At 60.7% G+C, this 24,699-nt stretch carries 25 protein-coding genes; 22 read left to right on the top strand and 3 right to left on the bottom strand.

The genetic code is table 11. The features are described 5' to 3' along the window. The first annotated feature begins 2 nt into the window (after nt 1-2). The 16 genes from NUH19_RS07070 (at nt 3) to NUH19_RS06995 (ending at nt 17,551) form a co-directional block, all read left to right on the top strand. Nucleotides 3-770 carry a ParA family protein gene (locus NUH19_RS07070; RefSeq protein WP_262315849.1) on the top strand — a complete coding sequence of 256 codons (768 nt, stop codon included), beginning with the start codon at nt 3-5 and terminating at the stop codon, nt 768-770. Further along, nucleotides 760-1,629 (top strand): ParB/RepB/Spo0J family partition protein, encoded by an 870-nt coding sequence (locus NUH19_RS07065; RefSeq protein ID WP_262315848.1) that lies wholly within the window; start codon nt 760-762, stop codon nt 1,627-1,629. The genes NUH19_RS07070 and NUH19_RS07065 overlap by 11 nt, the downstream gene beginning before the upstream one ends. A 432-nt stretch (nt 1,630-2,061) precedes the next feature. Further along, complete coding sequence (locus tag NUH19_RS07060; protein ID WP_262315847.1) at nt 2,062-2,256, top strand: DUF951 domain-containing protein; 195 nt, start codon at nt 2,062-2,064, stop codon at nt 2,254-2,256. Nucleotides 2,257-2,276: 20 nt separating this feature from the next. Continuing rightward, nucleotides 2,277-3,377 carry a redox-regulated ATPase YchF gene (gene ychF, locus NUH19_RS07055; protein ID WP_262315846.1) on the top strand — a complete coding sequence of 367 codons (1,101 nt, stop codon included), beginning with the start codon at nt 2,277-2,279 and terminating at the stop codon, nt 3,375-3,377. Nucleotides 3,378-3,388: 11 nt separating this feature from the next. Beyond that, nucleotides 3,389-4,063: a DUF1129 domain-containing protein gene (locus NUH19_RS07050; protein ID WP_262315845.1), complete on the top strand. Its 675-nt coding sequence runs from the start codon at nt 3,389-3,391 to the stop codon at nt 4,061-4,063. An 841-nt stretch (nt 4,064-4,904) separates the two neighbouring features. Next, complete coding sequence (gene guaB, locus NUH19_RS07045) at nt 4,905-6,392, top strand: IMP dehydrogenase (RefSeq protein ID WP_262315844.1); 1,488 nt, start codon at nt 4,905-4,907, stop codon at nt 6,390-6,392. 670 nt (nt 6,393-7,062) lie between these two features. Then, nucleotides 7,063-7,941 (top strand): hypothetical protein, encoded by an 879-nt coding sequence (locus NUH19_RS07040; RefSeq protein ID WP_262315843.1) that lies wholly within the window; start codon nt 7,063-7,065, stop codon nt 7,939-7,941. Further along, a complete protein-coding gene (locus NUH19_RS07035) occupies nt 7,938-8,822 on the top strand; it encodes a hypothetical protein (RefSeq protein ID WP_262315842.1) in 885 nt (294 codons plus the stop codon). Before NUH19_RS07040 ends, NUH19_RS07035 begins: the two co-directional genes overlap by 4 nt. A 637-nt stretch (nt 8,823-9,459) precedes the next feature. Then, on the top strand, nt 9,460-10,338 hold the full coding sequence (locus NUH19_RS07030) for a hypothetical protein (RefSeq protein ID WP_262315841.1): 879 nt from the start codon (nt 9,460-9,462) through the stop codon (nt 10,336-10,338). Continuing rightward, complete coding sequence (locus tag NUH19_RS07025; protein WP_262315840.1) at nt 10,335-11,225, top strand: helix-turn-helix domain-containing protein; 891 nt, start codon at nt 10,335-10,337, stop codon at nt 11,223-11,225. The genes NUH19_RS07030 and NUH19_RS07025 overlap by 4 nt, the downstream gene beginning before the upstream one ends. A 224-nt stretch (nt 11,226-11,449) precedes the next feature. Continuing rightward, nucleotides 11,450-12,022 carry a DUF1643 domain-containing protein gene (locus NUH19_RS07020; protein ID WP_262315839.1) on the top strand — a complete coding sequence of 191 codons (573 nt, stop codon included), beginning with the start codon at nt 11,450-11,452 and terminating at the stop codon, nt 12,020-12,022. Between the two features lie 21 nt (nt 12,023-12,043). Next, nucleotides 12,044-12,295 carry a hypothetical protein gene (locus NUH19_RS07015; RefSeq protein WP_262315838.1) on the top strand — a complete coding sequence of 84 codons (252 nt, stop codon included), beginning with the start codon at nt 12,044-12,046 and terminating at the stop codon, nt 12,293-12,295. Nucleotides 12,296-12,349: 54 nt separating this feature from the next. Beyond that, a complete protein-coding gene (locus NUH19_RS07010; protein WP_262315837.1) occupies nt 12,350-13,792 on the top strand; it encodes a hypothetical protein in 1,443 nt (480 codons plus the stop codon). A gap of 9 nt (nt 13,793-13,801) precedes the next feature. Then, on the top strand, nt 13,802-14,869 hold the full coding sequence (locus NUH19_RS07005; RefSeq protein WP_262315836.1) for a hypothetical protein: 1,068 nt from the start codon (nt 13,802-13,804) through the stop codon (nt 14,867-14,869). A 187-nt stretch (nt 14,870-15,056) separates the two neighbouring features. Beyond that, nucleotides 15,057-16,094 carry a hypothetical protein gene (locus tag NUH19_RS07000; protein ID WP_262315835.1) on the top strand — a complete coding sequence of 346 codons (1,038 nt, stop codon included), beginning with the start codon at nt 15,057-15,059 and terminating at the stop codon, nt 16,092-16,094. 41 nt (nt 16,095-16,135) lie between these two features. Further along, the gene (locus NUH19_RS06995) at nt 16,136-17,551 is read left to right on the top strand and encodes a hypothetical protein (protein ID WP_262315834.1); all 1,416 of its coding nucleotides are present in this window, start codon (nt 16,136-16,138) and stop codon (nt 17,549-17,551) included. Nucleotides 17,552-17,729: 178 nt separating this feature from the next. Here the strand turns inward: NUH19_RS06995 and NUH19_RS06990 are convergent, their stop codons facing one another. Beyond that, nucleotides 17,730-17,909 (bottom strand): hypothetical protein, encoded by a 180-nt coding sequence (locus NUH19_RS06990; RefSeq protein WP_262315833.1) that lies wholly within the window; start codon nt 17,907-17,909, stop codon nt 17,730-17,732. A gap of 345 nt (nt 17,910-18,254) precedes the next feature. Beyond that, nucleotides 18,255-18,434, bottom strand: coding sequence for a hypothetical protein (locus NUH19_RS06985; protein ID WP_262315832.1), 180 nt, complete (start codon nt 18,432-18,434; stop codon nt 18,255-18,257). A 379-nt stretch (nt 18,435-18,813) separates the two neighbouring features. On the opposite strand from NUH19_RS06985, the gene croR reads away from it, so the two are divergent. The 5 genes from croR to NUH19_RS06960 all read left to right on the top strand — a co-directional run bounded on the left by croR (nt 18,814) and on the right by NUH19_RS06960 (nt 23,488). Next, on the top strand, nt 18,814-19,500 hold the full coding sequence (gene croR / locus NUH19_RS06980) for a response regulator transcription factor CroR (protein WP_262315831.1): 687 nt from the start codon (nt 18,814-18,816) through the stop codon (nt 19,498-19,500). Next, nucleotides 19,500-20,672 carry a sensor histidine kinase gene (locus NUH19_RS06975; protein ID WP_262315830.1) on the top strand — a complete coding sequence of 391 codons (1,173 nt, stop codon included), beginning with the start codon at nt 19,500-19,502 and terminating at the stop codon, nt 20,670-20,672. Before croR ends, NUH19_RS06975 begins: the two co-directional genes overlap by 1 nt. A 676-nt stretch (nt 20,673-21,348) precedes the next feature. Continuing rightward, nucleotides 21,349-22,659, top strand: a complete 1,311-nt coding sequence (locus tag NUH19_RS06970; RefSeq protein ID WP_262315829.1) for a D-alanyl-D-alanine carboxypeptidase — start codon at nt 21,349-21,351, stop codon at nt 22,657-22,659. A 169-nt stretch (nt 22,660-22,828) separates the two neighbouring features. Next, nucleotides 22,829-23,152, top strand: a complete 324-nt coding sequence (locus tag NUH19_RS06965) for a type II toxin-antitoxin system RelE/ParE family toxin (RefSeq protein ID WP_262315828.1) — start codon at nt 22,829-22,831, stop codon at nt 23,150-23,152. A 9-nt stretch (nt 23,153-23,161) separates the two neighbouring features. Continuing rightward, nucleotides 23,162-23,488: a helix-turn-helix transcriptional regulator gene (locus tag NUH19_RS06960; RefSeq protein ID WP_262315827.1), complete on the top strand. Its 327-nt coding sequence runs from the start codon at nt 23,162-23,164 to the stop codon at nt 23,486-23,488. A gap of 101 nt (nt 23,489-23,589) precedes the next feature. On the opposite strand, the gene NUH19_RS06955 is transcribed toward NUH19_RS06960, so the two are convergent. Beyond that, nucleotides 23,590-23,937 (bottom strand): hypothetical protein, encoded by a 348-nt coding sequence (locus NUH19_RS06955; protein ID WP_262315826.1) that lies wholly within the window; start codon nt 23,935-23,937, stop codon nt 23,590-23,592. A gap of 96 nt (nt 23,938-24,033) precedes the next feature. On the opposite strand from NUH19_RS06955, the gene greA reads away from it, so the two are divergent. Beyond that, on the top strand, nt 24,034-24,672 hold the full coding sequence (gene greA, locus NUH19_RS06950; RefSeq protein ID WP_262315825.1) for a transcription elongation factor GreA: 639 nt from the start codon (nt 24,034-24,036) through the stop codon (nt 24,670-24,672). Nucleotides 24,673-24,699 lie beyond the last annotated feature (27 nt).

Below are 24,699 nucleotides of genomic sequence, written 5' to 3'. Positions count from 1 at the left end.
AGTTGGTTAATGTGATCGCGGTCGCCAATCAAAAGGGCGGCGTGGGTAAAACAACGACGACCATCAACCTGGGCGCCTGCCTGGCCAACGCCGGCAAGAACGTGCTGATCGTCGACGCCGATGCGCAGGGCAACGCGACGTCCGGCCTCGGCGTGTCCAAGGCGGAGGTCACCAAGGACATTTACGATGTGCTGGTCAACGAGGACCCGATTGAAGAGGCCATCATCAAGACCAAGCACGAGCGGCTCGCCATTGTGCCGGCGACCATTCAGCTGGCCGGCGCGGAGATCGAGCTGACCAACCAGATGGCCCGGGAGATGCGGCTGAAGCTGGGACTCGACGCCGTCAAGGACCAGTACGACTACATTTTGATCGATTGCCCGCCGTCTTTGGGGCAGCTGTCGATCAACGCCTTCACCGCCGCCAACTCGATTCTGATTCCGGTGCAAAGCGAGTACTACGCGTTGGAGGGGCTGAGTCAGCTGCTCAACACGGTGCGGCTGGTGCAAAAGCACTTCAACCCGTCGTTGAGCATCGAAGGGGTGCTGTTGACCATGTACGACCGCCGCACCAACCTGGGGGCCCAGGTCATCGCGGAGGTCAAGAAGTACTTCGCCGACAAGGTTTACACCACCATCATTCCGCGCATCACGCGGCTGGCCGAGGCGCCGAGCTACGGGATGCCAATCGTGGATTACGATCCGCGGTCCAAGGGTGCGGAAGTCTACAACGCATTAGCACAGGAGGTATTGAAGGCCCATGGCGAATAAAAACAACAAGGGATTGGGCCGCGGGATCGAGGCCATTTTCAAGGACTTCGAAAGCCCCGACGTGCCGGAGGCCGCCGTCACCGAGCTGCCGCTGGACGAGATCCGGCCCAACCCGTACCAGCCGCGCAAGACATTCGCGGAGGACGCGCTGAACGACCTGGCGGAATCGATTCGCCAAACCGGCGTGTTCCAGCCGATCATCGTTCGCAAAAGCGTCGGCGGCTACGAGATCATCACCGGCGAGCGGCGCTTCCGGGCGTCCAAGCTGGCCGGCAAGACCAGCATCCCGGCGATCATCCGCAGCTTCGACGACCCGGCGATGATGGAGATTGCGGTACTGGAGAACCTGCAGCGCGAGGACCTGACGCCGCTTGAGGAGGCGCAGGCCTACGACACGCTGATCCGCCGCCTGGACTTGACCCAAGTCGAGGTGTCCAAGCGCCTGGGCAAAAGCCGCCCGTACATCGCCAACTACCTGCGGCTTTTGACGCTGCCGGAGCCGGTCAAGCAGCTGCTGAATCAAGAGAAGCTGTCGATGGGCCAGGCCAGAACGCTGCTCAGCCTCAAGGACAAGAAGCGCCTGGTGCCGCTGGCCAAAAAGGTCGTGGCCGACAACCTGACCGTCCGGCAGCTGGAGCACCTGATCGCCCAGATGAACACCGGCAACCCGCAGCCCAAGCAGGCCGCAACGCCGAAGTCGCCGTACCTGCGAGCCAGCGAGAACCAGCTCGGCGACCGCTTCGGCACCAAGGTCAGCATCGCCCAAACCGCCAAGGGTCACGGCAAGATCGAGATCGACTTCCAAGACCCCCAGGACCTCAACCGGCTCCTGGCGCTTCTGGACGTGAACCTCGACTAGGTCGTATTTGAAAATTCGGGCTCCGGCCCGGATACACCAGAGCTACGGCTCCGGGCCGGGGCGGCGGAACGCGTGGGGCTCCCGTAGCCCGTTCCGGTCTCAAGACCCGCCCTTGCTGTAAGCCGGCAAGTTCGGCCAGCTAACAGCAATTTCACGCTGGCTCGCCCCGGCCCTTCGCCGTAGCAGTGGTGCGTCCGAGCCTCCGCCCTACCTAGTGTTAATTGATCGATTGATGCCGGTCAATGCAAATAGAGACAAACCTTTATTTTAGATACTGCCTAGGCGGGCCCGACCGAGCCCGGACCCGCCGACCGCCGCCAAGCGCCGCGCCGCCGTGGCGGCACCCGCCCGATGGCTATTGCGCAACCCGGCGCAGTTGGGGCACAATAGAGACAACACCGGCGAGCCGGAACGGACAAGGAGGCATCTGGGATGTACAATCTTCACGATCGTGTGCTGATGAAGAAGCCGCATGCCTGCGGGGTCAATGATTGGGAGATCATTCGCCTGGGCATGGACATCAAGATCAAGTGTACGGGCTGCGGCCACATCGTCATGATGTCGCGGCATGATTTTGACCGGAAAATGAAAAAAGTAATCGTCACCGCAGCAGACAATAATCAGTAACCAAGGAAGGAACCTCACTCATGGCTTTAACTGCAGGTATCGTCGGCTTGCCCAACGTCGGCAAGTCCACGCTTTTCAACGCGATCACGAAGGCGGGGGCCGAAATGGCCAACTACCCGTTTGCAACCATCGATCCCAACGTCGGAATGGTCGAGGTGCCGGATGCCCGGCTGGCTCGCATTGACGAGCTGATCCCCGCCAAGAAAATCATCCACACCACCTTCGAGTTCACCGACATCGCCGGCATCGTGAAGGGCGCCTCCAAGGGCGAGGGCCTGGGCAACAAGTTCCTCGAAAACATCCGCCAGGTCGACGCGATCGTTCACGTGGTTCGCGCCTTCGACGACTCGGAGATCACCAGCGTCACCGGTACCGTCGACCCGCTGGACGACATCGAGACCATCAACCTGGAGCTGGCCTTGGCCGACCTCGACTCGGTCAACAAGCGCTACGCCAAGGTCGAAAAGGTCGCCCGGACCAAGGACAAGGACGCCGTGGCCGAGTTCGAGGTGCTCAAGAAGATCAAGCCGGTCCTTGAAGAGGGCGGCGCGGTTCGCAGCATCGACTTCACCGACGACGAGCAAAAAATCGTCAAGGGGCTGTTCCTTTTGACCACCAAGCCGGTGCTGTACGTCGCTAACATCGCCGAAGACGACATGGCAGATCCAGAGGCTTGCGCCTACGTTCGCGTCATCGAGGAACACGCCAAGGCCGAAGGCGCCGAGGCAATCGCGGTGTCGGCCCGGACGGAAGAGGAAATCGCCGAGCTCGACGATGCCGACAAGGCCGACTTCCTGGAGGCGGAAGGCGTCAGCGAGTCCGGCCTGGACAAGCTGATCAAGGCGTCGTACCACCTGCTGGGCCTGGCCACGTTCTTCACGGCCGGCGGCAAGGAGACTCGGGCCTGGACCTTCAAGCAGGGGATGAAGGCGCCGCAAGTTGCCGGCATCATCCACTCCGACTTCGAGCGCGGCTTCATCCGCGCCGAAACCATGAGCTTCTCAGACCTCGACAAGTTCGGCTCGGCCAGCGCCGTGCGTGAGGCCGGCCGGCTGCGGTCCGAAGGCAAGGAGTACGTGGTGCAAGACGGGGATATCATCGAATTCCGCTTCAACGTTTAGGGGGAACCATTTTGGCAGAAAAGGAACAACAACCGGTTGAGGAAACCGTGGACGTCGACGCGCTTTTGGGCCAGTTGACCAACAAGAATAACGATTACGTCTTCAAGCTGCGCCGCATCCTGACGGAGCACCAGTGGTCCGAGGAGAAGCAGCGCCGCACCCTGGCCAAGCTGCTCCCGGAGATGATCGAGGCCCAACGCGCCGGCAAGCCGGCCAACCAGCTGTTCGGCCCGGTGACGGAAAAGGCCGACAGCCTGATCCACGCCCCGAAGGCCTTGCCCAAGGCCAACGTGTGGCTGAGCGGCCTGGACCTGAGCCTGCTGTTCGCCGCCATTTTCGGTGCGGTCTACGGCGTGATGGTGCTGTGGAAGCCGAACATGAAGGCCACCGGCAACGGCCTGCCGTCGCTTCTGGTCATGGGTACCGCGGCCGGCTTCATGTTCGCCTTTTACAACGACTGGAGCCGAAAGCCCAAGGAGGCCCGTGGCACGACCTGGAAAATGCTCGTGGCCGGCATCGCGCTGGTCATGGTCGCGTCGTTCCTGTCGTCGGCCTTCTCCTTGATTAAGTCGCCGATCACCCAGCAGATGCCGTGGCCGGCCTACGCCGCCGTGGCGGTCCTGGGCTTTGGCGGCCACTGGTTCCTCAAGCGCAAGTACAACCTCCGAGGCTTCCTCGGTCAATAAGCATGGCAAAGGCCCGGCATTGTGCCGGGCCTTTGGTGTCTCAGTGGGGTCGGTGTTCACGTTGCTGGGCTCCGGCCCTGACCGCGATTGTGGCCGGACGCGCCGAAGCCACCGCAGGGCAGAGCGCTGCGGTGGCCTCGGGCTTCTTGCTGGTTGGTTGCGTTCTTGTGCTGTCGTCCCACGGTCATCGCATTGCTGCGCGGCACGTTGGGACAAGCCCCCTGTCAGTTCGGCACCGCAGCTACCTCGCAAGCGAGTAGGCGCCAGACTGTGCGGCAGGAAGATGGTGGTCCACACCCTGGTGGTCGGTCCCAATCGGAGGGGACCGTTGCACGAAAACGTCGACGTTGTTGCCTGGTTCGGCATGGCATGGGTGGGGTACTGGGAATGCTTATGTCCCGGACCGTTCCCCATAGACAGTAGAGTTGCAAGCGCTGCGGCCGCGGCGCTTTCCCTGTCCGTTGACAATCATCTGAGGCTAGTGTAAGCCCTGCCATTTCGGCCGTCAACTTTAAAGCTCACCGTTTGGTGCGGTTCGGGTCGCCTGCTGGTGGGGTGGCACGACGGCCGGCCCGGCCTGCGGCAAGAAACGTCGGCGTCACTGGTAGAATCCGAACTGAACCACGGAATTCCAGACACCATTTCGCATTTTCACGAACAATAATTTTTGAGCTCGCCGCTTTTGCCGCGATGGTTCGGGAATTTTGGCTACACATGAGCGTTTTCTCATTTAAAAACGCCGTCGCACCGGGCCTCGCCGGCTTTTTGGCGAAAGCGCGTTGACCTCTGGCCGCGAACATGCTATTGTAAACGACAACAAAATTGAAAGAGGGCTATCTACTTGAGCAATTGGGAGACGAAGTTCGCACGTCGTGGGTTTACCTTTGATGATGTTCTGTTGATTCCTGCCGAAAGTCACGTTCTGCCACAGGAGGTCGACCTGGGCGTTCAGCTGGCCGACAACTTGAAGCTCAATATTCCGATTCTTTCCGCCGGGATGGACACCGTCACGACCGCCGACATGGCGATCGCGATGGCGCGTCAGGGCGGCCTCGGGGTCATTCACAAGAACATGAGCATCGCGGAGCAGGCCGACCAGGTCCTGACCGTGAAGCGTTCCGAGAACGGCGTCATCCTCAACCCGTTCTTCCTCACCGCCAACGACCCGGTCGAAGAAGCCCACAAGCTGATGCAGAAGTACCGCATCAGCGGGGTGCCGATCGTCGATTCCAAGGACTCCCGCAAGCTCACCGGCATCATCACCAACCGCGACCTGCGCTACGTCGCCGACCACAGCATCGCCATCGGCAGCGTGATGACGAAGGACAACCTGATCACCGCGCCGACCGGCACCAGCCTCGAGGAAGCCGAGGCCATTTTGCAAAAGCACAAGATCGAGAAGCTGCCGCTGGTGGATGCCGACTTCCGCCTGTCCGGCCTGATCACGATCAAGGACATCGAAAAAGTGGTCGAGTTCCCGCAGGCCGCCAAGGACGCCCATGGCCGCCTGCTGGTCGCCGCCGCGGTCGGCGTGACCTCCGACACCTTCGAACGCGCCCAGGCGCTGCTGGACGCCGGCGCCGATGCGATCGTCATCGACACGGCTCACGGCCACTCCGCCGGCGTTTTGCGCAAAATCAAGGAGATTCGCGATCACTTCCCACACGCGACCTTGATTGCCGGTAACGTGGCCACCGCTGAAGGCGCCGCCGCCTTGTACGACGCCGGCGTCGATGTGGTCAAGGTCGGCATCGGCCCCGGCTCCATCTGCACCACCCGCATTGTCGCCGGCGTCGGCGTTCCGCAGCTGACCGCCGTGTACGACGCGGCCACCGAGGCCCGGCGCCGCGGTAAGGCGATTATCGCCGATGGCGGGATCAAGTACTCCGGCGACATCGTCAAGGCGCTGGCCGCCGGCGGCACCGCCGTCATGCTCGGCAGCATGCTGGCCGGCACCGACGAGGCCCCGGGCCAGTTCGAAATCTACCAGGGCCGCCGCTTCAAGACCTACCGCGGCATGGGCAGCCTGGGTGCGATGGAGCAGGCGCATGGCTCCTCCGACCGCTACTTCCAAAGCGGCGTGAACGAGGCCAAGAAGCTGGTTCCGGAAGGCATCGAAGGCCGCGTCGCCTACAAGGGCGCCTTGGCCGATGTCATCTACCAGCTGGACGGCGGCCTGCGTTCCGGCATGGGTTACGTCGGGGCCCCGACCATCCAGGCGCTGCAAGACAACGCCCAGTTCATCCAGATCTCCGGTGCCGGCCTGCGCGAAAGCCACCCGCACGATGTTCAGATCACCAAGGAAGCGCCGAACTACTCGGTGGAATAACCAGACAACAAGTCATGAAGGCGTCTCGCAGCGGTGCGAGGCGTCTTTTTTTGCGTGGCGAGCGATTGACAATGGGGATGGGATAGGATTAACTGATGATAGCGATGACTAATAAAAAAACGCCGTCACCTCAGGCCTGGGGAGGCGGGGTGACGGTGCCAAAAATAGCTTCAGTGACGTTCGACGATAGGGGGTGGCGGCGCCGCCGGCGTGACGCCTACCAGCCCTGGCCGGTGATGCCTAGCAGGTTGATGAGATAGTCAAGCATGGCTATCCCCCCTTGAAGTTGCGTCCACCCTTGGCTTTCGCTGCCTGGGGTGGCTGGCCAGCACCGCGGTTGCGAGCCGGATGCCTGGTGTACTTGACGGGTCACGACGCCGTCTTGTGCAGGTCGCCAGCGGTTGTCGCAGGGAACCGCTGGATTGGCCGGTCCGGATGCGCGTGTCGCATCAGGGCCGGCGGAGTGTGATAATCGATTGGCCAATCTACACTTATAATTATATCCGCACGAGGTGGAATAGCAAATGCGTGGATCAGGCGAAGAATCGGTGCCTTCATCCTCTAAAAAAGCAACGTATTATTCTCTGACGCGTCGTTGAAGGCCCGAAATGCTTGCTGACGAGAAAATTAAGATTTGGTAAAGCTGACCATAAATGCGAGGAGTAAGCAGATGGAAACGTTCCAAGTTGCATTCGGGAAATACCTGAACGATTATCGCAAGGCACGTCGCATTCCGCTTGGCACGCTGGCGCAGGGAAGAGGCACGACCCTATCGCGCTTCTTCAATCACGGCAACAACATCTCCCTGCAGATGATCACGGACACGATGCGGCGGATGGGGCTGACATACGCGGATTTGACCAGCAATTTTCCCCGGTTCGACGCGGCGTTCACGTCGGCCGTGAACACCTTGATTGCGAACCGTTACGCGGCGGACGAACGATTGATCAGGGAGATCGCGACGGGTTACCTGCAGGACACGGCGGCGGCCGATGGCCCGATTGCGGTGCTCAATCGGCAGGTGATGCAGCATGTGCTGCAGGTGAGCGTCTCGCGTCGGCCGGCGCTACTGCCCGATGGAATCCAGGCGACGATTGAGCAAGTTCTGATGAGTAACGCCGATTGGCTGGTTTACGATTATCTCCTTCTCCGCTTGGGGATGGTGTACCTAGATGATGCCCGGCTGGGCCGTTGCTACCAAATGCTGCGGGAGCGGATGGCGACGATGCGGCCAGGTTATCAGCACTACGCCAATGATGCGATGCTGCAGTTTGGCATTGTGTGTCTTGCACGACGGACGCCCATGTTGGTGCCGACCTACCCAACTGATTTGGCTCAAATTCAGGTCAGCGGGTACAGCTTTCAGGATGCACTGGTGATCAACGCGATCCGGCGGCTTTTTCGAAACTCTGTGCGGCTAAAGACCGGCCCCGGTGAGCTTGAAGCGGTGTTCGAGGTCACGGCAACGCTGCATCTGACGCAGATCGAAGGCTACTTACGCCGCCTGCTGGCCGTTGCCAGCGGCGAGGCAGAGGGGGTGTTCGTATGACTGCGTTGAGCGATTTTTTCAAGGCGACGCGGGTGGCGCGTCACGTAGCGCTGACGTCAGTGTCTGGGGACCGTTCGCCGGCCACGGTGTCGCGGTGGGAGAACGGGCTGATTGACATCACCAGCGAGGTCATCGGCCACGCGCTGACGCCGCTGGGAATGGATTTTGAGGACCTCACCATTCGCCACCTGGTAGCCGATGTTGACGATTGTTCCTGGGCCGCGGTTGCGGCGGAGCGGTGGGATCGCACAACCGTTGCCGCGTTGCGGGATAATTTTCAGGCGCAACGCGACTTGGATAATGACACGCCGTACACTCGGTTCGTGATTGCCATGCTGAATGAGTTGCTTCGCGTTCACGATGCGCAAAGCCAGCAGTTGAGTCCCGACATTGTGGCGCTTGTGACGGCTTATACTCAAGGGGTCACGGCGTATGGCAGTGCAGAAGGGGTGCTGATCGAAGCTGCAATTGAATACGCGCCGGCCGCGGCCGGTTGTCTGTGGATGCAGCCGCTGTATGATGGCGTGATGACACGGCCAAACGCGGCATCGCTGCGCATGAAGCGACGCCTCCTCGCCTTTGGCGGCGTGGTGGGCAACGCGGCGGTACTTGCTGACGATCGCCCTATCTTGAAGCAGGTTCTTGGGATGATGGCCGATGTGTTGGGGACGATGCCAGACGACCCGATTGCCGCCTACAATTACAACATTCTGTTGCGGCTGGATGATTATCTCCAGGACAAAAGTGCGGCGAATCGCCAGGCAGTCGCTGCGGTGATCAAGACCACTCAGCTTATTTATCCAACGGGGTACTTCGAATCCTTCGCCGCCTACGCAATCGCGCAGGACTGGGTGACCGCGGCAGACCTCGAAGGCGCGTGACTTCGCGTCAGGGACCCCGCGGGTTGGACGAGCGTCTCAGACAGCAAAAGGCACCCGCACGTCACCGAAGGGGGACGTGCGGGTGCCAACAAAATTCATGAGTGACGGTTAACGGATGATGCGGCGCCGTCGGGGCACGGCTTACCAGCCCTGGCTGGTAAGGCCCAGAAGGCTTACAAGATAGTCAAGCATGGCTATCTACTCCTTGTGATCGAGTCCATCCTTGGCTTTCGGTGCCTTGGATGGGGACCAGCATCGCGTCTGTGGAACGGATGCCTGGATGTACTTGACGGATCACGAGGCCGTCTCGTGCAGGTCGCCAGCGATTGTCACAAGTAACCACTGGAGGGGCCGGTCCCCATGTTCGTGAGGCAGAGGGGCTGGCCGGAAAAACGTCGATTGGTTAACTCAACCTACGAGTGCTATTATATGTTCTAAAACTCATCGAATCAACTGTGCGTAGAATTGATATAAAGCGTTTTCCTATTGCAATAGTGTGCTACCTATTCAGAGTCTTGGTCGACTCAAAACGAGTCTACCTCCCCCAAAAAAGAGGATAGTGCCAAAAGTTCATTCGCGTGGAAAACATGTTACAAAGACGTTACAAAAACATGACGTTTGTTAAGGAGAGCAAGGCATGGGCGATTTTCAAACTGCTTTAGGCGAATACATCAACATTTACCGCAAACAGCGCCACATCAGCATTCGCGCATTGGCGCCTGGCCGCGACACAACCCTGTCGCGTTTTCTGAACCGCGGCAACAAGGTCTCGGTTCAGCTGATTACCGATGCGATGCGGCGCATGGGACTGCAATACGCTGATTTGGCTGGTGACTTTCCCCGGTTCAATGCGCCATTCACGACGGCGGCGGAGAACCTGATGGCGCATCGCTATGCGGCGGATTCCAGCGCTATTACCGCAATTGCCGACGCCTATCTGGGTGAGACGGCAACGGCAAAGGGCAAAATTGCCGAACTGAATCGGCTCGTGTTTGAACACATCAAATCTGTGAGCGAGGCACAACAGATGTCTTTGCTGCCGGAGGCGACGCAAGCCGCAATTGAGGAAGTACTGGCCGATAACGCCGACTGGCTGATTTATGATTACCTGCTGTTGCGGTTGACGGTCGGCTTTCTCAGCGATACTCGGGTGGCACGGTGCTATCTACTCCTGAAGCGGCAGATGGGTCAAATGGCAACGGGTTATCAGCACTATGCGAATGACGCCATGCTGCAGTGTGGCATTATCCTCCTCACGCGGCGGTTGGATGAGCAGCTCGCAGACTTCTACTCCGATTCTGAGACGGCTCAGGCCAAAATCTACAATTTTCAGGATGCGCTGGTTTTTAACGCCGTTCGCCGAATGATTGCCGGCCGAGTGGGTTCTGCAGTGAGCGAGGAAACTTTGAATGAGGTGTTTGCGGCGACGACAACGGTGGAATTGCCTCAGGTCGAAGGTTACCTGCGGCGCCTGCTGGCCGCCGCCAATGGCGAGGTGAAGGGGGTGTTCCTGTGAAGACGATGGGGGATTTTTTCAAGCAAATTCGCGAGGCCCGGCACGTGCCGCTGACCGCGGTGGCGGGGGTTCGCTCACCGGCGTCGGTGTCGCGGTGGGAGAATAACCAAATCGAGGTGACTAGCGACATCATCGGCGACGCGCTGACGCCTTTGGGGGTGGACTTTGGCGACCTCACCATTCGGCACTTCGTCGCGGATGTCCACGATCATGCCTGGGCGGCGATTGCCCCGGAGACCTGGGACCGCGCCGCCGTCTGCGGGTTGCGCGAGTCGTTTGCGGCGCAGCGCGAGTCGGGCAATGACACGCCCTACACGCGGTTCGTGGTCGCGTTGCTGGATGAGCTGATTCGCATTCACGACGAGAACGCCCAGCAGCTCAGCCCCCACATTACGAAGCTGATCAGCGACTACACGGCGGGGCTCACTTCGTACGGCAGTGCCGAAGGGGTCTTGATTGAGGCGGCCGTTGAGTTCACGTCGGCTGCTGTCAGCGTCACCTGGATGAGGCCGCTGTACGACAGCGTGATGGGCAGGCCGGGCGAGGCCACGCTGCACCTGAAGCAGCGGCTGCTCGCATTCGGCGGCACGGTGGCCAATTCCGCGGCGCTTTCCGCCGAGTTTGACATCATGAAGCAGACGCTCGCCATGATGGCGACGGTGCTTGCGACGATGCCCGACAATCCGATCGGCGCCTACAATTACCACGTGATGGCGCGGCTGTACGATTACATGCAGGACAAGACGGCGGCGAACCGGGCCGCGCTGGTCGCGGTGATCAACACGACCAAGGTCATCTACCCGACCGGTTATTTTGCATCCTTCTCCCAATACGCCATCGCGCAGGGCTGGCTCACCGCCGCCGACTTCGCCGCGGCGCCGGTGTAAGCATTGACAGCGCCTGGTTTGTATTGTTAAATAACAGTATCAGTGTCTGAATATTTCGAAAAAAGATCGGCCGATCGCTTCGAGATGTTTCACTTATCAAGAAACCTGCAGATATGCAACGTGATGAGTGATCCTCGTATTACCGCCCCCTTGGGAGCGGTGCGGCCGGTCTTTTTATGCGCCGCGGGGCAGCCACCGAACAAAAATCTTTGGAGGCATCATTCATGGCTGTTTACAACTACCCAGAAGGCTTCACGGCTCACACAATCCCAGCTCAGGTGACCACAGAGCGTTATGCCCTGGTCATCGACACGCCAAATCCACTGCAGCGACTGACGCTGTTTGTGTTGATGATGAACCCCAGCGTGGCCGACGCGACGCACAGCGACATGACGGTGAACACGCTGCTCACCAACCTCGGCGAGCGTTACAAGCAGGTGATCATCGTCAACACGACGCCGATTGTCGAGACCAAGAGCGAGAACCTCAAGGCCCATTCTAGCCAGATTGCGCAGCGGCTGCTGGCTAACCAAAAGAGCATCGCCAAGCAGATTCAAGCGGCGGGACATTTTCACTTCCTGGTTGCGACGGGCAACATTCAAGACGGCGTCAACTCCAAGGCCTACGTGGACCTGATGGACTACATCAAGACCCACACGGTGGGGGATGCCTGGTACACCGTCGGCCTGACCCAGCAGGGCTACGCCGGCCACCCGACCCGCCGGCCGAAGGAAGAGGTCCAAAACCTCAAGCACATTGTTCAGGCCGATGCGCAGTGGCACTTCCGCCTGGGCTAAGCGGCGGAAGGAGCAAACATCATGCCAACAAAATTACCAACCTCTTACACGCCACATGGGCAGCAGACGCGGTGTCCGAATCCGAGGTGCAAGCGTTACGTGAAGGCCACCGCCACGGTTTGCCCTAGCTGTGGCACTCGGCTGAGGGCGCCGCGCAAGGCGAGCTACCGCCAGCCGGCGCCGACCGGCAACTGGTTCACGAACCTGTCGCTGACGGCCAAAATCGCCGTGGTGGTCGGGGTGTTGATCGTGTTACGGATCGTTTTACGATAGGCAAGCGGAAGGCGTCGGTCCAGGCCGGCGCCTTCCGTCATTCAGGAGGGAACCATGGCACCAAACGAGGAATGGGTCAAGCGCTTCACGGCGCAAAACGGGCGTGAGCCGACCGTGGCCGAGTACCAGGCGGCCAAGGCGACGGGTTTTGATCTGACGGGGCTGGAAACCGCCGCCGGCGACGCAGCCACCGCCAGGGATGCAGACGCCGCCGGCGACGCCGCGGCCTTCAATGCGGCGGTAACGCCGCAGCAGCCAGAAGAGGCGGCAAGCGGCTCGCAGCCCTTGCCGACGGCCGGTCAGCCGGCGAGCGACGCGAACCAGGACCAGCCGGAAGCACCAATCACCGGCCAGGATGACGCAACCGCTGCGGCAGCGAATCAGGCGTCGGCGACGGCGGCGACCGCGCAATCGGCCACCCAAGCGCCTGAGCAGCCGACCGTTCCGGTGACCCCGGCGGCCGGTCGGGCGGCGGCAACCAAGCGCCGCCGAACGCCGCGCAAGTGGTGGCAGCGGCCTTGGGTGGTGCTGATCATCGCGCTGGTCGGGGTGACGGTGATCGGCCTCGGGCTCGCCGTGGCGGCGATGGCCATGGACGGCAGCCCCGAGCCGCCGGTGCCGGCCAAGAAGGCCAAGGTGGCCAAGGCCAAGCCGGCCGCCAAGGCGAGCAGCAAGCCGACCGCGCTGCCCACAACCGAAGAGAAAATCGCGCTGATTTTGCTGACGCACGGCGCCAGTGATTATTCACCCACGGGCCAGGCCCTCGCGACCGGTGAGGAGATGGAGGAGGCGACCCGCACCGACGTCGGCGTGTCGGACGCCCCGGCCGATGCGCAGGTGTACGTCCTGTCGCAGACGCTTGACGAGGAGTATGGGCAACCCTTCGTCATGCTTTACGGCAACACGGGTTACCTGAACAAGTCGGAGGATCCGGTGACGTTCGCCTCGATGAAAAAGTATGGCCTGCGCGTCGACCTGACCGAGGCCTGGCAGAAGCTGTGGCAGGACCAAACGTTGAAGAAGCTGACCGGCTTGATCAAGCTGGTGTCCTCGGACACCACGGCCAGCGATGACGCGGCCGACAGCGACGCGGATGAAACCGCAAGCGATGACGACAGTGACGCAGACGACAACATTGATAAAGGCGGAGACGGCATCAGCACCGACCCGGCTACCGCCTGGCAGCAGATGGCTGGGACGTTCAAGGAGGACGCTTCGACGGTCACGGGGCAGGCGCAGATCACGAGCTTTTTTGAGCAGGACGGCAAGCCGATGTGGGAGGCGCATTTTCCCAACGACGGGGCCCCGCTGCACGAGCTGGATCTGAGTACGTTGACCTTCATCGGGCCGCATGAAGGGGCCAACATTTTCAACGCCACTGTGCGGGACATGGGGAGTGGCAAGACCGCGCCGGTTTATTTCTACCTGTACGACAAGGATACTTACGTGCTCGAATCTAAAGACCTGAACTACTACGGCAAATTCAATCGGGAGTGAGGACGCACAATGACACCAAACGAGGAATGGGTGAAGCGGTTCGGCGAGCTGACCGGGCGCAACCCGACCATCGCGGAGTACCAGGCCGGCAAGGCGAGCGGGTTCGACCTGAGCAAACTGCCGGAGATTGCCCCGAAGGCAGCCAGATCGACATTAGAGAATGCTGATGGCAAGCAACTCGCACCACAGGATGGCGGTATAAGGCGAAATAAGACACGTTGGGTAGTTGGTATTGTACTGGTTTTTGCGGTGATTATCGGGATATCGGTTGGAAAGGTGATTCATGAGTCAAGGGTTGCGGCCCAAGCCGAGGCACGTAAGCAGAGTTTATCGATATCGGCAAGTCGCAAGACCTCGTTGAGTGTGTCCAGTTCGAAAGCAATTGAAAGGTCCGAAAGCCGTGCGAGTTCGGCCAGTGAGCAGTCGCTTCGTGACCACTCAGTGACCGGAGAGTGGATGACTGTTATCCCAAAGAACAATTACGACGAAACCTTTAAACTGCTGGGCAGTCAGGCTTACGAAGACGCGCCGGATGAGAATATCGCTGATTACGGCCTGACTGCCTCTAGTGTGGTCAAGGAAGGAGATCAATGGTACTGGTTGTTCGAGCTGACCGGTGACGGGAAATACTATACCCTGCACAAGGATCCAGTGGTTGAAGCGTGGGTCGTAGGGGATGTTGCCGACATCACGATGCAGCTGGATTTGGAGGACTCGAAAACGGGTGAACCATACTCAATCGTCTTCCAGAATCAGTACAAGCAAGGCGGTGGTAATAATTATGATTTGAACTACCAAGGCATTACACACCGCTTTCTGGTCCATGCCAGCAACTACGGAGATGTTTTGGACACAACCGCCGACTTGGGTGCTTACGGGGAAACGTTTGATGATCAGGCAAGGGCGTATATTGACGCGCATGCTAAAACAGAACGGGCCGCAGCCACGGCGAAGTCATCCAGTATCGCAAAACAAACTAGCGAACGAAAAGCTTCAGATAAGGCTGCCGGCAGAGTGCATGACAGCTTTGGCGACGAGGGCTATATTGGGCAAACAATTATAGACCCATACAATTAAGAATCATCCTGACTTGCTGCCTTATTTATTCTGGGCCTGAAACACTGTGATTTGCTATTGAATAATTGAAGGCAGAAATTTGATACTTCTGAATAATTATTATTCGGCGTGATACCATTTTTTGATGCATACAGTGACTATTATAAAAATCAATTTGACTATATTTTGCTGGGAGTGAGGACGCACAATGACACCAAACGAGGAATGGGTGAAGCGATTCGGCGAGCTGACCGGGCGCAACCCGACCATCGCGGAGTACCAGGCCGGCAAGGCGAGCGGGTTCGACCTGAGCAAGCTGCCGGAGATTGCCCCGGCCGCGGCTGTGACCGCAACAGCTACGCAGACCGCAGATGAAACCAATACGGCGGCGACCGCAGCCACTCCCACGCCACCGCGGCCCGACGGCAACGGCGGCAAGCACCGCCGCCACTGGTCGCGGCGAACGGTGATTGTCGGGAGCATCGTCAGCTTTGTGGTGATTTTGGGCGTCGCCATGGGCCTGGTCTGGCTTCATCTGAATGGCCAAAAGCAGGCCGCGGCCGCAAGCACCAGCAAACTCGTGGTTGCCAGCGTTCGGGCGAGCAACAAGGCCGCGAGCAGCAGTAAGGCAGCCGCGAGCAGCAAGGCGGCAGCCAGCAGTAAGGCGGCGGCCAGCAGCAAGGCGGCAGCCAGCAGCAAGGCGGCAGCCAGCAGTAAGGCGGCGGCCAGTAGTAAGGCAGCCGCGAGTAGCAAGGCAGCGGCTAGCAGCAAGGCAGCCGCGAGCAGTAAGGCCGCAGCCGCGGCCAAACCGACGACCGCGCCGACGACCCTTCAGCAGCTGGCCTTGGTGCTGCTGACGCCCGGGATCGATGACTACTCGCCGACCGGCCGGTCACTCATCGACGACTGGCAGACCGAGGACGTGTATTACGGGGATGAGTTCATCGGTGACGCTCCGGATGGCGTTTTGGCCTACCGCCTCTCGGAAACTACATCCCGCGCGGACAATCATCCAGTCATCGTGATGATCAATGGTGGTACCGCTTATGTGTACGCCACCGAGGAGATTCACACCTATCGCTGGCTGGTGGCCAACAGCATGCGCGTCGACCTGAACGCGCAGTGGCAACGGCTGTGGCAGAGCCACGACCTCAGGGCGATGACCTCGCTCATGACGATGCAAAATAGCGCCGGCGTTGGTGATCCCGGCATGAGTGAGGAGTACCTGGAAGCCACTAACGAGTAATTTGGTATCAGGCGTCGCAACTGTTTCAGATGGAGGAAAACATGGCACCGAACGAAAAATGGGTGAAGCGCTTCGAGGCGACGATGGGGCGTGAGCCCAGCGTGGCGGAGTATCAACAAGGCAAGGCCACGGACTTTGACCTGGACTTGCTGGCCGAATGGGCCGCGCTGCAGGGCAACGTGGCGACAGAGACCAAGACTGAGGCCAAGCCCGAGACCGATCCCGAGACCAAGTCAGAGACCAAGCCCGAGACGCCTGGTGCTGCGGCCAATCAGGCGCTGCCCGAACAGTCGAATCGGGCCGCCGATGGTGGCACGACGAAAGCCGCACCACACGACGAGGCCGGTGAGGAATCCACAGCCGCGGCCGGCGGCGCCAATACCACCAGCGCCGCAACTGCTGCCGGTGCCGCAAATACCGCAAGCGGGGTCGCGACTCGCGCCACAACTGCCGCAACCGTAGCGCATGATGACCGCACCTCCGCCAACCGCTCCGCCAAGCGTCACCGCGCGTTGCCGCGACCGGCGCTGATCGGTATTGGCGTTGCGGCGGTGGTGGTGATTTTGGCCGTGGCGCTGGGGCTTTTCTGGCACCACAACCAGGTGGCCGAATCGGCGGCTCGCGCGTCCAGCCTCAGCGCCGCTCGGGTCAGCAGCCGGGCCAAAGCCAAGGCCCAGGCCGCATCCAAGGCTAAGGCCCAGGCGGCGGCCAGTGCCAGCCGGGCCGCTGCGGCCAAGCCGCCGCGAGCCGCGACGGTTGCGGAGAAGCTGGCGCTGGTTTTGCTGGCGCCGGGAGCGGAGAAACAGGCGATGAGCGGCCAGCAGCTGCTGGAATCCGGAGATAAGGTGACGGCCACCCCGAGCAGCAGTCTGTACTCCGACGTGCCGGCCGGCAGCCACGCCTACTACCTGAGCCTCAGCTTTGAAGGCAAGACGCCGACCATCACCATCGTGGGCGATCATGCTTACATGGTGGCGTCCCAGGTTGCAGTGCCATATGCCTACATGAAGCAAAAAGGGGTTCACGTTGACCTGGCCGCCGCGTGGCAAAAGCAGTTCAAGAGTCAGGATCTGGCCAAGCTGGTGAAGCAGCTCACGGTCAAGGCCGCCGAAACGGCGACCGCTGACGAAAGCACGGCCGCCGCCTCCGACGCTTCCAGCGCCAATGACAGCGAGGTCGATGTCCACAACCTGACGCAGGCGCAGCTACTTCACTGGGTCAAGCTGGCCCTGGTTGCGCATGGGGCAGACGAGTCGGCGGTCAACGACTCCGACCAAATCGGGTTGAAACCCGGGTTCACCGATGGTTTTGCCACCGTGGCCGTTTACATGTGGAACGAGCTTCACACGGTTCAGAAGTGGGAGTACACCTACCGCGTGAACGCGAACGGCGAGCTCGAGTACACCGGGTCGGAGACCGAAGATTACAAGCCGACCGGGGTTGACTACAGCGAGTGACGCCGGCGGTTTACGGTCGGTGCCGGCCCATGTTATACTGGAGGCAGCAAAAAACGGCACCCCTGCCAGGGTGCCGCCTTGCAGACTACCGCGTTAAGAGCGGTGGCCCAAGTGTTATGGAAGCTAAGAAGCCGCCACTACTTCGGTCAAAAAGTTATGTGGGCGGCTTTTAGCTTGCTCATTTTTTGATGATGGCCCTCAGTGCCTGAATCGCAACGACCAGGCGGCCGATGGCTGCGATCGATTGCTCGATTTCCGCAATCAGCCGGTTCAGGCTTGCGACCTGTTTGCGTAACGCGTAGGTCGCAAGCGTCGAACCACTGAGGAACACCACGATCGCCGTCATAGACGGGATCACGAGTTTGCAAAGACTCCTTTCTTTCAGAATCCGACCACCAACACGCCTCAGCGTCATTGGCATCACCGGCTTTCGGAAGTGGGGGACCACCGCTCAGATCACTTTGTCTGCGGATGCATTGTACCAAGAAGCGGTTTGATTTGCCTAGGTGAGGGGCATGAGAAGTTGGTGTGACGCGGCTTTACCGCCGCGAACAGGCCATGTTATACTGAAGCCAGCAAAAAACGGCATCCCTGCCAGGGTGCCGCCTTGCAGACTACCGCGTTAAGAGCGGTGGCCCAAGTCTAAGAAGCTAAGAAGCCGCGTTAAACTCGGGAAAAGTTATCTGCGCGGCTTTTAGCTTGCTCATTTTTTGGTGATGGCCCTCAGTGCCTGAATCGCAACGACCAGGCGGCCGATGGCTTCAATCGATTGCTCGATTTCCGCCATCAGCCGGTTCAGGCTTGCGACCTGTTTGCGTAACGCGTAGGTCGCAAGCGTCGAACCACTGAGAAACACCACGATCGCCGTCCAGGACGGGATCACGAGTTTGCCGTGTCCTCCTTTCCACCAGAATCCGACCACCAATCCGCCTCAGCGTCATTGGCATCACCGGCTTTCGGAAGTGGGGACCACCGCTCATATCACTTTGTCTGCGGATGCATTGTATCAAGAAGTGCCGCTTTTTGCCTAGGTGAGGGGCATGAGAAGTTGGTGTGACCTGGCGCAAAAGTGGCGCGAACCGCTGTGAAGCAACGGCCTCGTGCTTTTTTGGCTTGCTCTGGGGGACGGGCTCTGCCCGTTGCAAACCCGCCCCACCCACAGATTAAGTTTTTCCAGTCGTTGCGCCGGCCGGCAAGCGCGGGGCGGTGAGGTTTGGTACAATGTATGCGACGTGATTACCCGTGAAAAGGGAGCGAATGGTATGAAAATCCTGATTGTCGACGACGACAAAGAAATCGTGGAACTACTCAGCATTTACGTGAAAAACGAAGGCTATGAACCGATCCTGGCTTACAGCGGCAAGGAGGCGATCACCCGCCTGGCGACCAACCCCGACATCGCGCTGATGATTCTCGACATCATGATGCCCAACATGTCGGGCATCGAGGTGGTGCGGCAGGTTCGCAAGGACTCGCAGATTCCCATCATCATCGTGTCGGCCAAGACCGGCGACATGGACAAGATTCAGGGGCTGATCACCGGCGCCGACGATTACGTGACCAAGCCGTTCAACCCGCTTGAGGTGATGGCCCGGGTCAAAAGCCTGCTGCGCCGCAGCCAAAACAACGTGACCAACCCCGAGCCCGACGAGCTGGAGGTCGGGCCGCTGACCATCAAGAAGGACAGCCACGAGGTCACCACCCTGACCGGCAAGCAGATTCAGCTGACGGCGCTTGAATTCGGCATCTTGTACCTGCTGGCCTCACACCCCAACCGCGTTTTTTCCGCCGACGAAATCTTCGAGCGGGTCTGGCAGCAGGAGTCGATCGTCTCCGCCAAAACGGTGATGGTCCACGTCTCGCACCTGCGCGACAAGATTGAGGAGGCGACCGGCGGCGAGAAGGTGATCGAAACCGTCTGGGGCGTCGGCTACAAGGTCGAAGCGTAATGGGTGAAAAGGTACACTTGACCGGCAAGGAGAAATCCGAGCTGTGGTTCGAGGGCCTGGTCACCCTGGTGCTGTTGCTGATGCTGAACTTCGCGATTTTCGTGCTGCTCAAGCAGATGATCGCGGCCAACCAGAACCTGCAAGACTCCATCTGGAGCGTCAAGCAGGTGCTGACCTTCGGCGCCAACCGGGCTCACCTGTGGAGCTGGCGCAACGTCTTCGGCATCGCGATGGCGCTGATCGACCTCGCCGTCATCTACTGGCGCCTGATTCGCCGCTACCGGCAGATGCAGATGCGCCACGTCATCCGCGAGCTGCACTACATCGCCGATGGCCACCTGGACCACCGCGTTCGCCTGGCCGTCAACACCGACCTGCAAAAGGTGATCAACAGCATCAACGCGCTGGTCGATTCGACCGTCAACTCGATGGCCGAGGAACGCAAGATCGAGCAGAGCAAAGACGAACTGATTACCAACGTCTCGCACGACATCCGAACGCCTTTGACCTCGATCATCGGCTACCTCGGCCTGATCGAGGACAACCAGTACCGCAGCCGAGACGAGCTGTTGAAATACACCCACACCGCTTACCTCAAGGCCAAGCAGATGAAGGTGTTGGTCGAGGACCTTTTTGAATACACCAAGGTTCGCCAGACCACGACGCCTTTGAACACCGTCCAGTTCGACATGCTGGCGATGCTCGAGCAGCTGGCCGCGAGCTTCGAGATGGAGTCCTCCAAAAAAGGCATGACCATCGTCGTCAAGGGCGAGCCCGATCCCCTGATGATGGAGGCCGACACCGAAAAGCTCGGCCGCGTGTTCAACAACCTGATTGTCAACGCCTTGAAGTACGGCAAGGGCGGCAAGCACATTTTCCTCGACGCCCAAAAGGTCGGCTCCGAGGTGGTGATCAAGGTCTCCAACGACGGTCAGCCGATCCCCAACGACGCGCTGAACCAGCTCTTCGACCGCTTCTACCGTGTCGAGGAGTCGCGGTCGCAGGAAACCGGCGGCACCGGCCTCGGCCTGGCCATCGCCCAGAGCATCATCGCCTTGCACGGCGGCTACATCTACGCCGACTCCACCGCGGCTTTGACCAGCTTCGTCATCCACCTGCCGCTGAAGGTGGGGGAGACGCTGAAAAGAGAGGGCGAAAAGCCGCGGGGTTAGCTGCACCGCGTTACGGCCTGGACCTCCGGGACTCGGGACGGGAACGCAGTGGGGCGTCCGAGCCGCGGTCTCGGACCTAGATTTGAAGCCGGAGCCGCGTTGCGGCTACCCTGTCTCCAAATCTGCCGGAATCGGTTGCGCGAAAGCCTCGCACAACCCGCGAGTCTTCCGGGCAACCGATTCTTTCACGGCGTTCCCGTCCCGAGTCCCTCCGGTGGCGACGCAGTGGGGCGTCCGAGCTGCCTGATACCGTGGTTTCTTCAACAAACGCCGTGACACGGTCTCGATTGCAGACTCGTTTTGATTTTTGAATTCGACTCAGATAGGGACGACAATTTTTATGCCGCAGATTTCCGCCCGGCCGGATGGTTGCAGTTAAGTACAATGCAGCAACCGGAGGGTAGCGGGGAGACCGGGCCGCGAAAGGATTAGGCGACGAGAGACTGCGGGTTGTGCAGGCTCTCGCCACCTAATCCCGGCAAAATCAAAGACCCCAAAGGAGCCGCAGGCGACGGGGGCTTTGATTTTAGGTCGGAGCCGTGCGGAGACCGGCCGCGCAGCTCGGCCTCCCCGCGGCCCGGAGGTGCGGCTACCGGCACCAGCATTGCCAGCACCAAGCGTCGCCAGTACCACCGAATTGTTCAGCACTTACCGAATTAGCTTAGGAGATTATGACATGAAGAAATTTTGGCGCGGCCTCATTGTAATGGTCGCAACCCTCAGCGTCTGGGCCGGCGTGGCGCCGGTCGCCGGCGTTCAGGCCGCAACCGCGGCCAGCACCGTCAGCATCGACGCCTCTGCGGCCCTGGCCGTCGAGGCGAAGACGGGCAAGATCCTTTTCGCCAAGAACGCCGACAAGCAGCTGCCCATCGCGTCGATGACCAAGATGCTGTCTTTGTACCTGGTGCTTGACGCGATCAAGTCCGGCAAGCTCAGTTGGAGCGACAAGGTGGCGCCGGACCAGGCGATTTACAAAATCTCCCAGGACACGGCGCTGTCCAACGTGCCGCTGCGCGTGGATGGGACGTACTCGGTCAAGGAGCTTTACCAGGCCAGCTTCGTCTACTCGGCCAACGCTGCGATGATGCTTTTGGGCAACGCGGTGGCCGGCAGCCAGAGCAAGTTCGTCGACCTGATGTCCGCCCAGCTGGAAAAATGGGGCATCAAGGACGCCCACATCGTCAACGCCACCGGGCTGCCGAACAGCTCGCTGACCGTCGACCGCTACCCCGGCAGCAGCGCCGACGACGAGAACAGCATGACCGCCAAGGACGTCGCCGTGGTCGCCCGGCACCTGCTGGCTGATTTTCCCGAAGTGCTCGACACCACGACAATCAAAACCGCGACCTTCCGCGCCGGCACCAGCGACGCGACCAAGATGGACAACTACGACTGGATGCTGCCGGGCCTGGTCGCGGCGCAAAAGGACCTGCCCGTCGACGGCCTCAAAACCGGCACGACGGACAAGGCCGGCGACTGCTTCACCGGCACCGTCGAGAAGAACGGGATGCGCATCATCACCGTCGTTCTCCACGCTAACGGCACCGCCAAGACCCGCCGCTTCGACCAGACGGCCAAGCTGATGCGTGCCACCCTGAGCAGCTGGAAGCTGATGAAGGTGACCACCGCCGGTCAGCCGCTGGCCGGCCACAGTGCGGTCAAGGTCGACAAGGGCAAAACCGCGACGGTGCCGCTTGCGGCGACCAAAACCGTCAGCATCTGGGTTCCAACCGGCACCACGGCCAAGGACCTCGCCTACAACTACAAGACCAAGAAGCTGGTGAAGGCCAACACAATCGAGGCCCCGGTCAACAATGGCACCACGGTCGCGACGGCCAACATCGCGGCCAAGGGCGACGACCTGGGTTACCTGAGCGGCAAAACCGGCGCCAAGGTCACCGTCCAAACCGCCAAGGCGGCGGAGAAGGCCAACTTCTTCGTCCTGCTGTTCCGCGGCATCGGCGAGTTCTTCGCCAACCTGTTCTAACTGACCACGCGAAGCGGCCGGTCCTTTCCCGGAAAACGGGAGGACCGGCCGCTTTTTGATTGGTAACGGGTGATGCAGCCGCTTTGCGGTAATCTCATCATAGTGAGGTTCGATCTTTGCTGTTTACTAGACGGGAATATTCCCCTGTGGTAAGATGAGGCGGTCAAAAATGGAAATCAGGTTTGTCAGTCGCAAGCTCGGCCGGCAGCTGCGCGAGCAACGGCAACGCGTTCGGGCTTTTGGCTGGGTCAGGGCCAACCGCTTGGCAGAACGAATGGATGAGTTGGCGGCCGCCGCGACGTTGCGAGAGATTTCGCGCTTTCCGCCGGCACGACTTCATGGTTTGCTCGGAGATCGTGCCGGACTTTGGGCGGTAGATGTGACGGCGAATTGGCGGCTCATTTTCGCCGGTGCCAATGATTATGGCATCCGAACAACGGACGATGCCGAGACGACGAAGGTCCTGATTGTTGCAATCGAAGATTACCATTAGGAGGGTCTCATGCAGGATTATGAATTTAGCAAGGGCGTCGCTATGCCTATTGTCGCCAGCACCTCAGCCGCCGATGCGCTGAGGGAGTTGATGGCGTTTCACCACCTGACCCAGGCGGATTTTGCCCAGCACATCGCCATATCACAAAAGCAGCTGTCCTTCATCCTCAATCGCAAGGCCTTCATGTCGGCGCCCGTGGCCCGGCAGATTGAGGCGGCGACCGGGTTGAGCGCCCAGTGGCTGCTGAAGCTGGACTTCAACTACCTTTACGCCCAGCGTGAAAACGCGCCGCTCGAGGCCGCCGTTCAGCCCTACGACTGGGCAAAGCGGGAGTAGTGGTTTCCAGCGGGGGCGATTCTTCTGACCGGCGTCCCGCCGGTGTGTGCAGTCCCGCGGTCCGCATTCACGGTCGGCCGTGGTTGCGCTGCGCCGCCGTTCTACACGCCGTACTGCGCCCGAACCTGAGCCAGCGCGGTGGCCGCGCTGTCCAGGGCCGCCCGGGCGGCCGCGGCCTCACGCTGGGCCGCCTCAAGCGCCGCCTGATGCGCGGTGGTCGCGCCCGTTCCCGTGGCGGCCGGCCCGGCGGCGCAATCGCCCCGGCTCCCGCAATCGCCCCGGCTCCCGCAATCGCCCCGGTTGCTGGGGGCGCCAGATTCGGCCGCCTCGATCGCCTGGCGCATCGCGGCGGCGGCAAAGACGTTCAAAGAGACGCCGTGCAGCGCCAGGTAGCGGTCGACTTGGGCCTGGGTCTCCGGATCGAGGTGAATGGTCACAACGTTGTTCATTAGGACGCCTCCTTACATTAACTTAATTATACAAGGCCGGGGCCGCACTCGTCAGGTGCGGCCCCGGTGCGTTATAGTGAAGGCGGAGGTGGCACAATGGAATTCTACGACATCACGGCAGAAGGACTAGCGAAGCTTCACGCGGAGGTCGCGGCGCTGCAAAAGCAGCGGCCGCACCGCATTGCGGTTTTGCAGGCGGCCCGGGCCCTGGGTGACCTGTCCGAAAACGCGGATTACAGCGCGGCCAAGCGCGACTTGCGCCACCTGGAAAGCCGGCTGCGCTACCTGGACAAGCTGATTCGCTACGCCCAGGTCGTCGCGACGCCGGCCGGGGATGCGGTCGCGATCGGCAAGGTAGTGACCGTCGCCTTCGTGGATGAAGACCAAGGCCGCGGGGCCGGCGCGACCACCGGCGGGGATGCGGCGACCGCCACCGCCGCGGTGGCCGGTACGAACGCGGCAGCCGCCGCTGCGAATGCGTCTACCGCCGATGCGGCTGCCAAGGTGGCCGCCGCTCGCGTCGCCGCGGTGCTGGCGGCGACGGCCCCCGAGGACCTAGCGACCTACCGACTGGTCGGACGGCACGAGGCCAGCATGGCGCCTGAAAACCTCGCCAGCGACTCGCCTTTGGGCCAAGCGCTGCTGCACCACCGCGTCGGCGACCGCGTGACGGTGGCCGCGCCGGCCGGGGCCTACCCGGTGGTCATCACGCGGGTGGCCGATTCCATGGTATAATAGAGCAACTAGACTGGATCGAAACGA

The organism is Lacticaseibacillus parakribbianus (assembly GCF_025490915.1).
Taxonomy (GTDB): Bacteria; Bacillota; Bacilli; order Lactobacillales; family Lactobacillaceae; genus Lacticaseibacillus; species Lacticaseibacillus parakribbianus.
The sequence above is the reverse complement of the archived record's forward strand: the minus strand, read 5'-3'. Positions and strand labels throughout refer to the sequence as shown.

Coding starts and splice junctions, on each gene's coding strand:
- NUH19_RS07065 (WP_262315848.1), top strand. CDS start 760: ATGGCGAATAAAAACAACAAGGGATTGGGCCGCGGGATCGAGGCCATT.
- NUH19_RS07060 (WP_262315847.1), top strand. CDS start 2,062: ATGTACAATCTTCACGATCGTGTGCTGATGAAGAAGCCGCATGCCTGC.
- ychF (WP_262315846.1), top strand. CDS start 2,277: ATGGCTTTAACTGCAGGTATCGTCGGCTTGCCCAACGTCGGCAAGTCC.
- NUH19_RS07040 (WP_262315843.1), top strand. CDS start 7,063: ATGGAAACGTTCCAAGTTGCATTCGGGAAATACCTGAACGATTATCGC.
- NUH19_RS07035 (WP_262315842.1), top strand. CDS start 7,938: ATGACTGCGTTGAGCGATTTTTTCAAGGCGACGCGGGTGGCGCGTCAC.
- NUH19_RS07030 (WP_262315841.1), top strand. CDS start 9,460: ATGGGCGATTTTCAAACTGCTTTAGGCGAATACATCAACATTTACCGC.
- NUH19_RS07020 (WP_262315839.1), top strand. CDS start 11,450: ATGGCTGTTTACAACTACCCAGAAGGCTTCACGGCTCACACAATCCCA.
- NUH19_RS07015 (WP_262315838.1), top strand. CDS start 12,044: ATGCCAACAAAATTACCAACCTCTTACACGCCACATGGGCAGCAGACG.
- NUH19_RS07010 (WP_262315837.1), top strand. CDS start 12,350: ATGGCACCAAACGAGGAATGGGTCAAGCGCTTCACGGCGCAAAACGGG.
- NUH19_RS07005 (WP_262315836.1), top strand. CDS start 13,802: ATGACACCAAACGAGGAATGGGTGAAGCGGTTCGGCGAGCTGACCGGG.
- NUH19_RS07000 (WP_262315835.1), top strand. CDS start 15,057: ATGACACCAAACGAGGAATGGGTGAAGCGATTCGGCGAGCTGACCGGG.
- NUH19_RS06995 (WP_262315834.1), top strand. CDS start 16,136: ATGGCACCGAACGAAAAATGGGTGAAGCGCTTCGAGGCGACGATGGGG.
- croR (WP_262315831.1), top strand. CDS start 18,814: ATGAAAATCCTGATTGTCGACGACGACAAAGAAATCGTGGAACTACTC.
- NUH19_RS06975 (WP_262315830.1), top strand. CDS start 19,500: ATGGGTGAAAAGGTACACTTGACCGGCAAGGAGAAATCCGAGCTGTGG.
- NUH19_RS06970 (WP_262315829.1), top strand. CDS start 21,349: ATGAAGAAATTTTGGCGCGGCCTCATTGTAATGGTCGCAACCCTCAGC.
- NUH19_RS06965 (WP_262315828.1), top strand. CDS start 22,829: ATGGAAATCAGGTTTGTCAGTCGCAAGCTCGGCCGGCAGCTGCGCGAG.
- NUH19_RS06960 (WP_262315827.1), top strand. CDS start 23,162: ATGCAGGATTATGAATTTAGCAAGGGCGTCGCTATGCCTATTGTCGCC.
- NUH19_RS06955 (WP_262315826.1), bottom strand. CDS start 23,937: ATGAACAACGTTGTGACCATTCACCTCGATCCGGAGACCCAGGCCCAA.
- greA (WP_262315825.1), top strand. CDS start 24,034: ATGGAATTCTACGACATCACGGCAGAAGGACTAGCGAAGCTTCACGCG.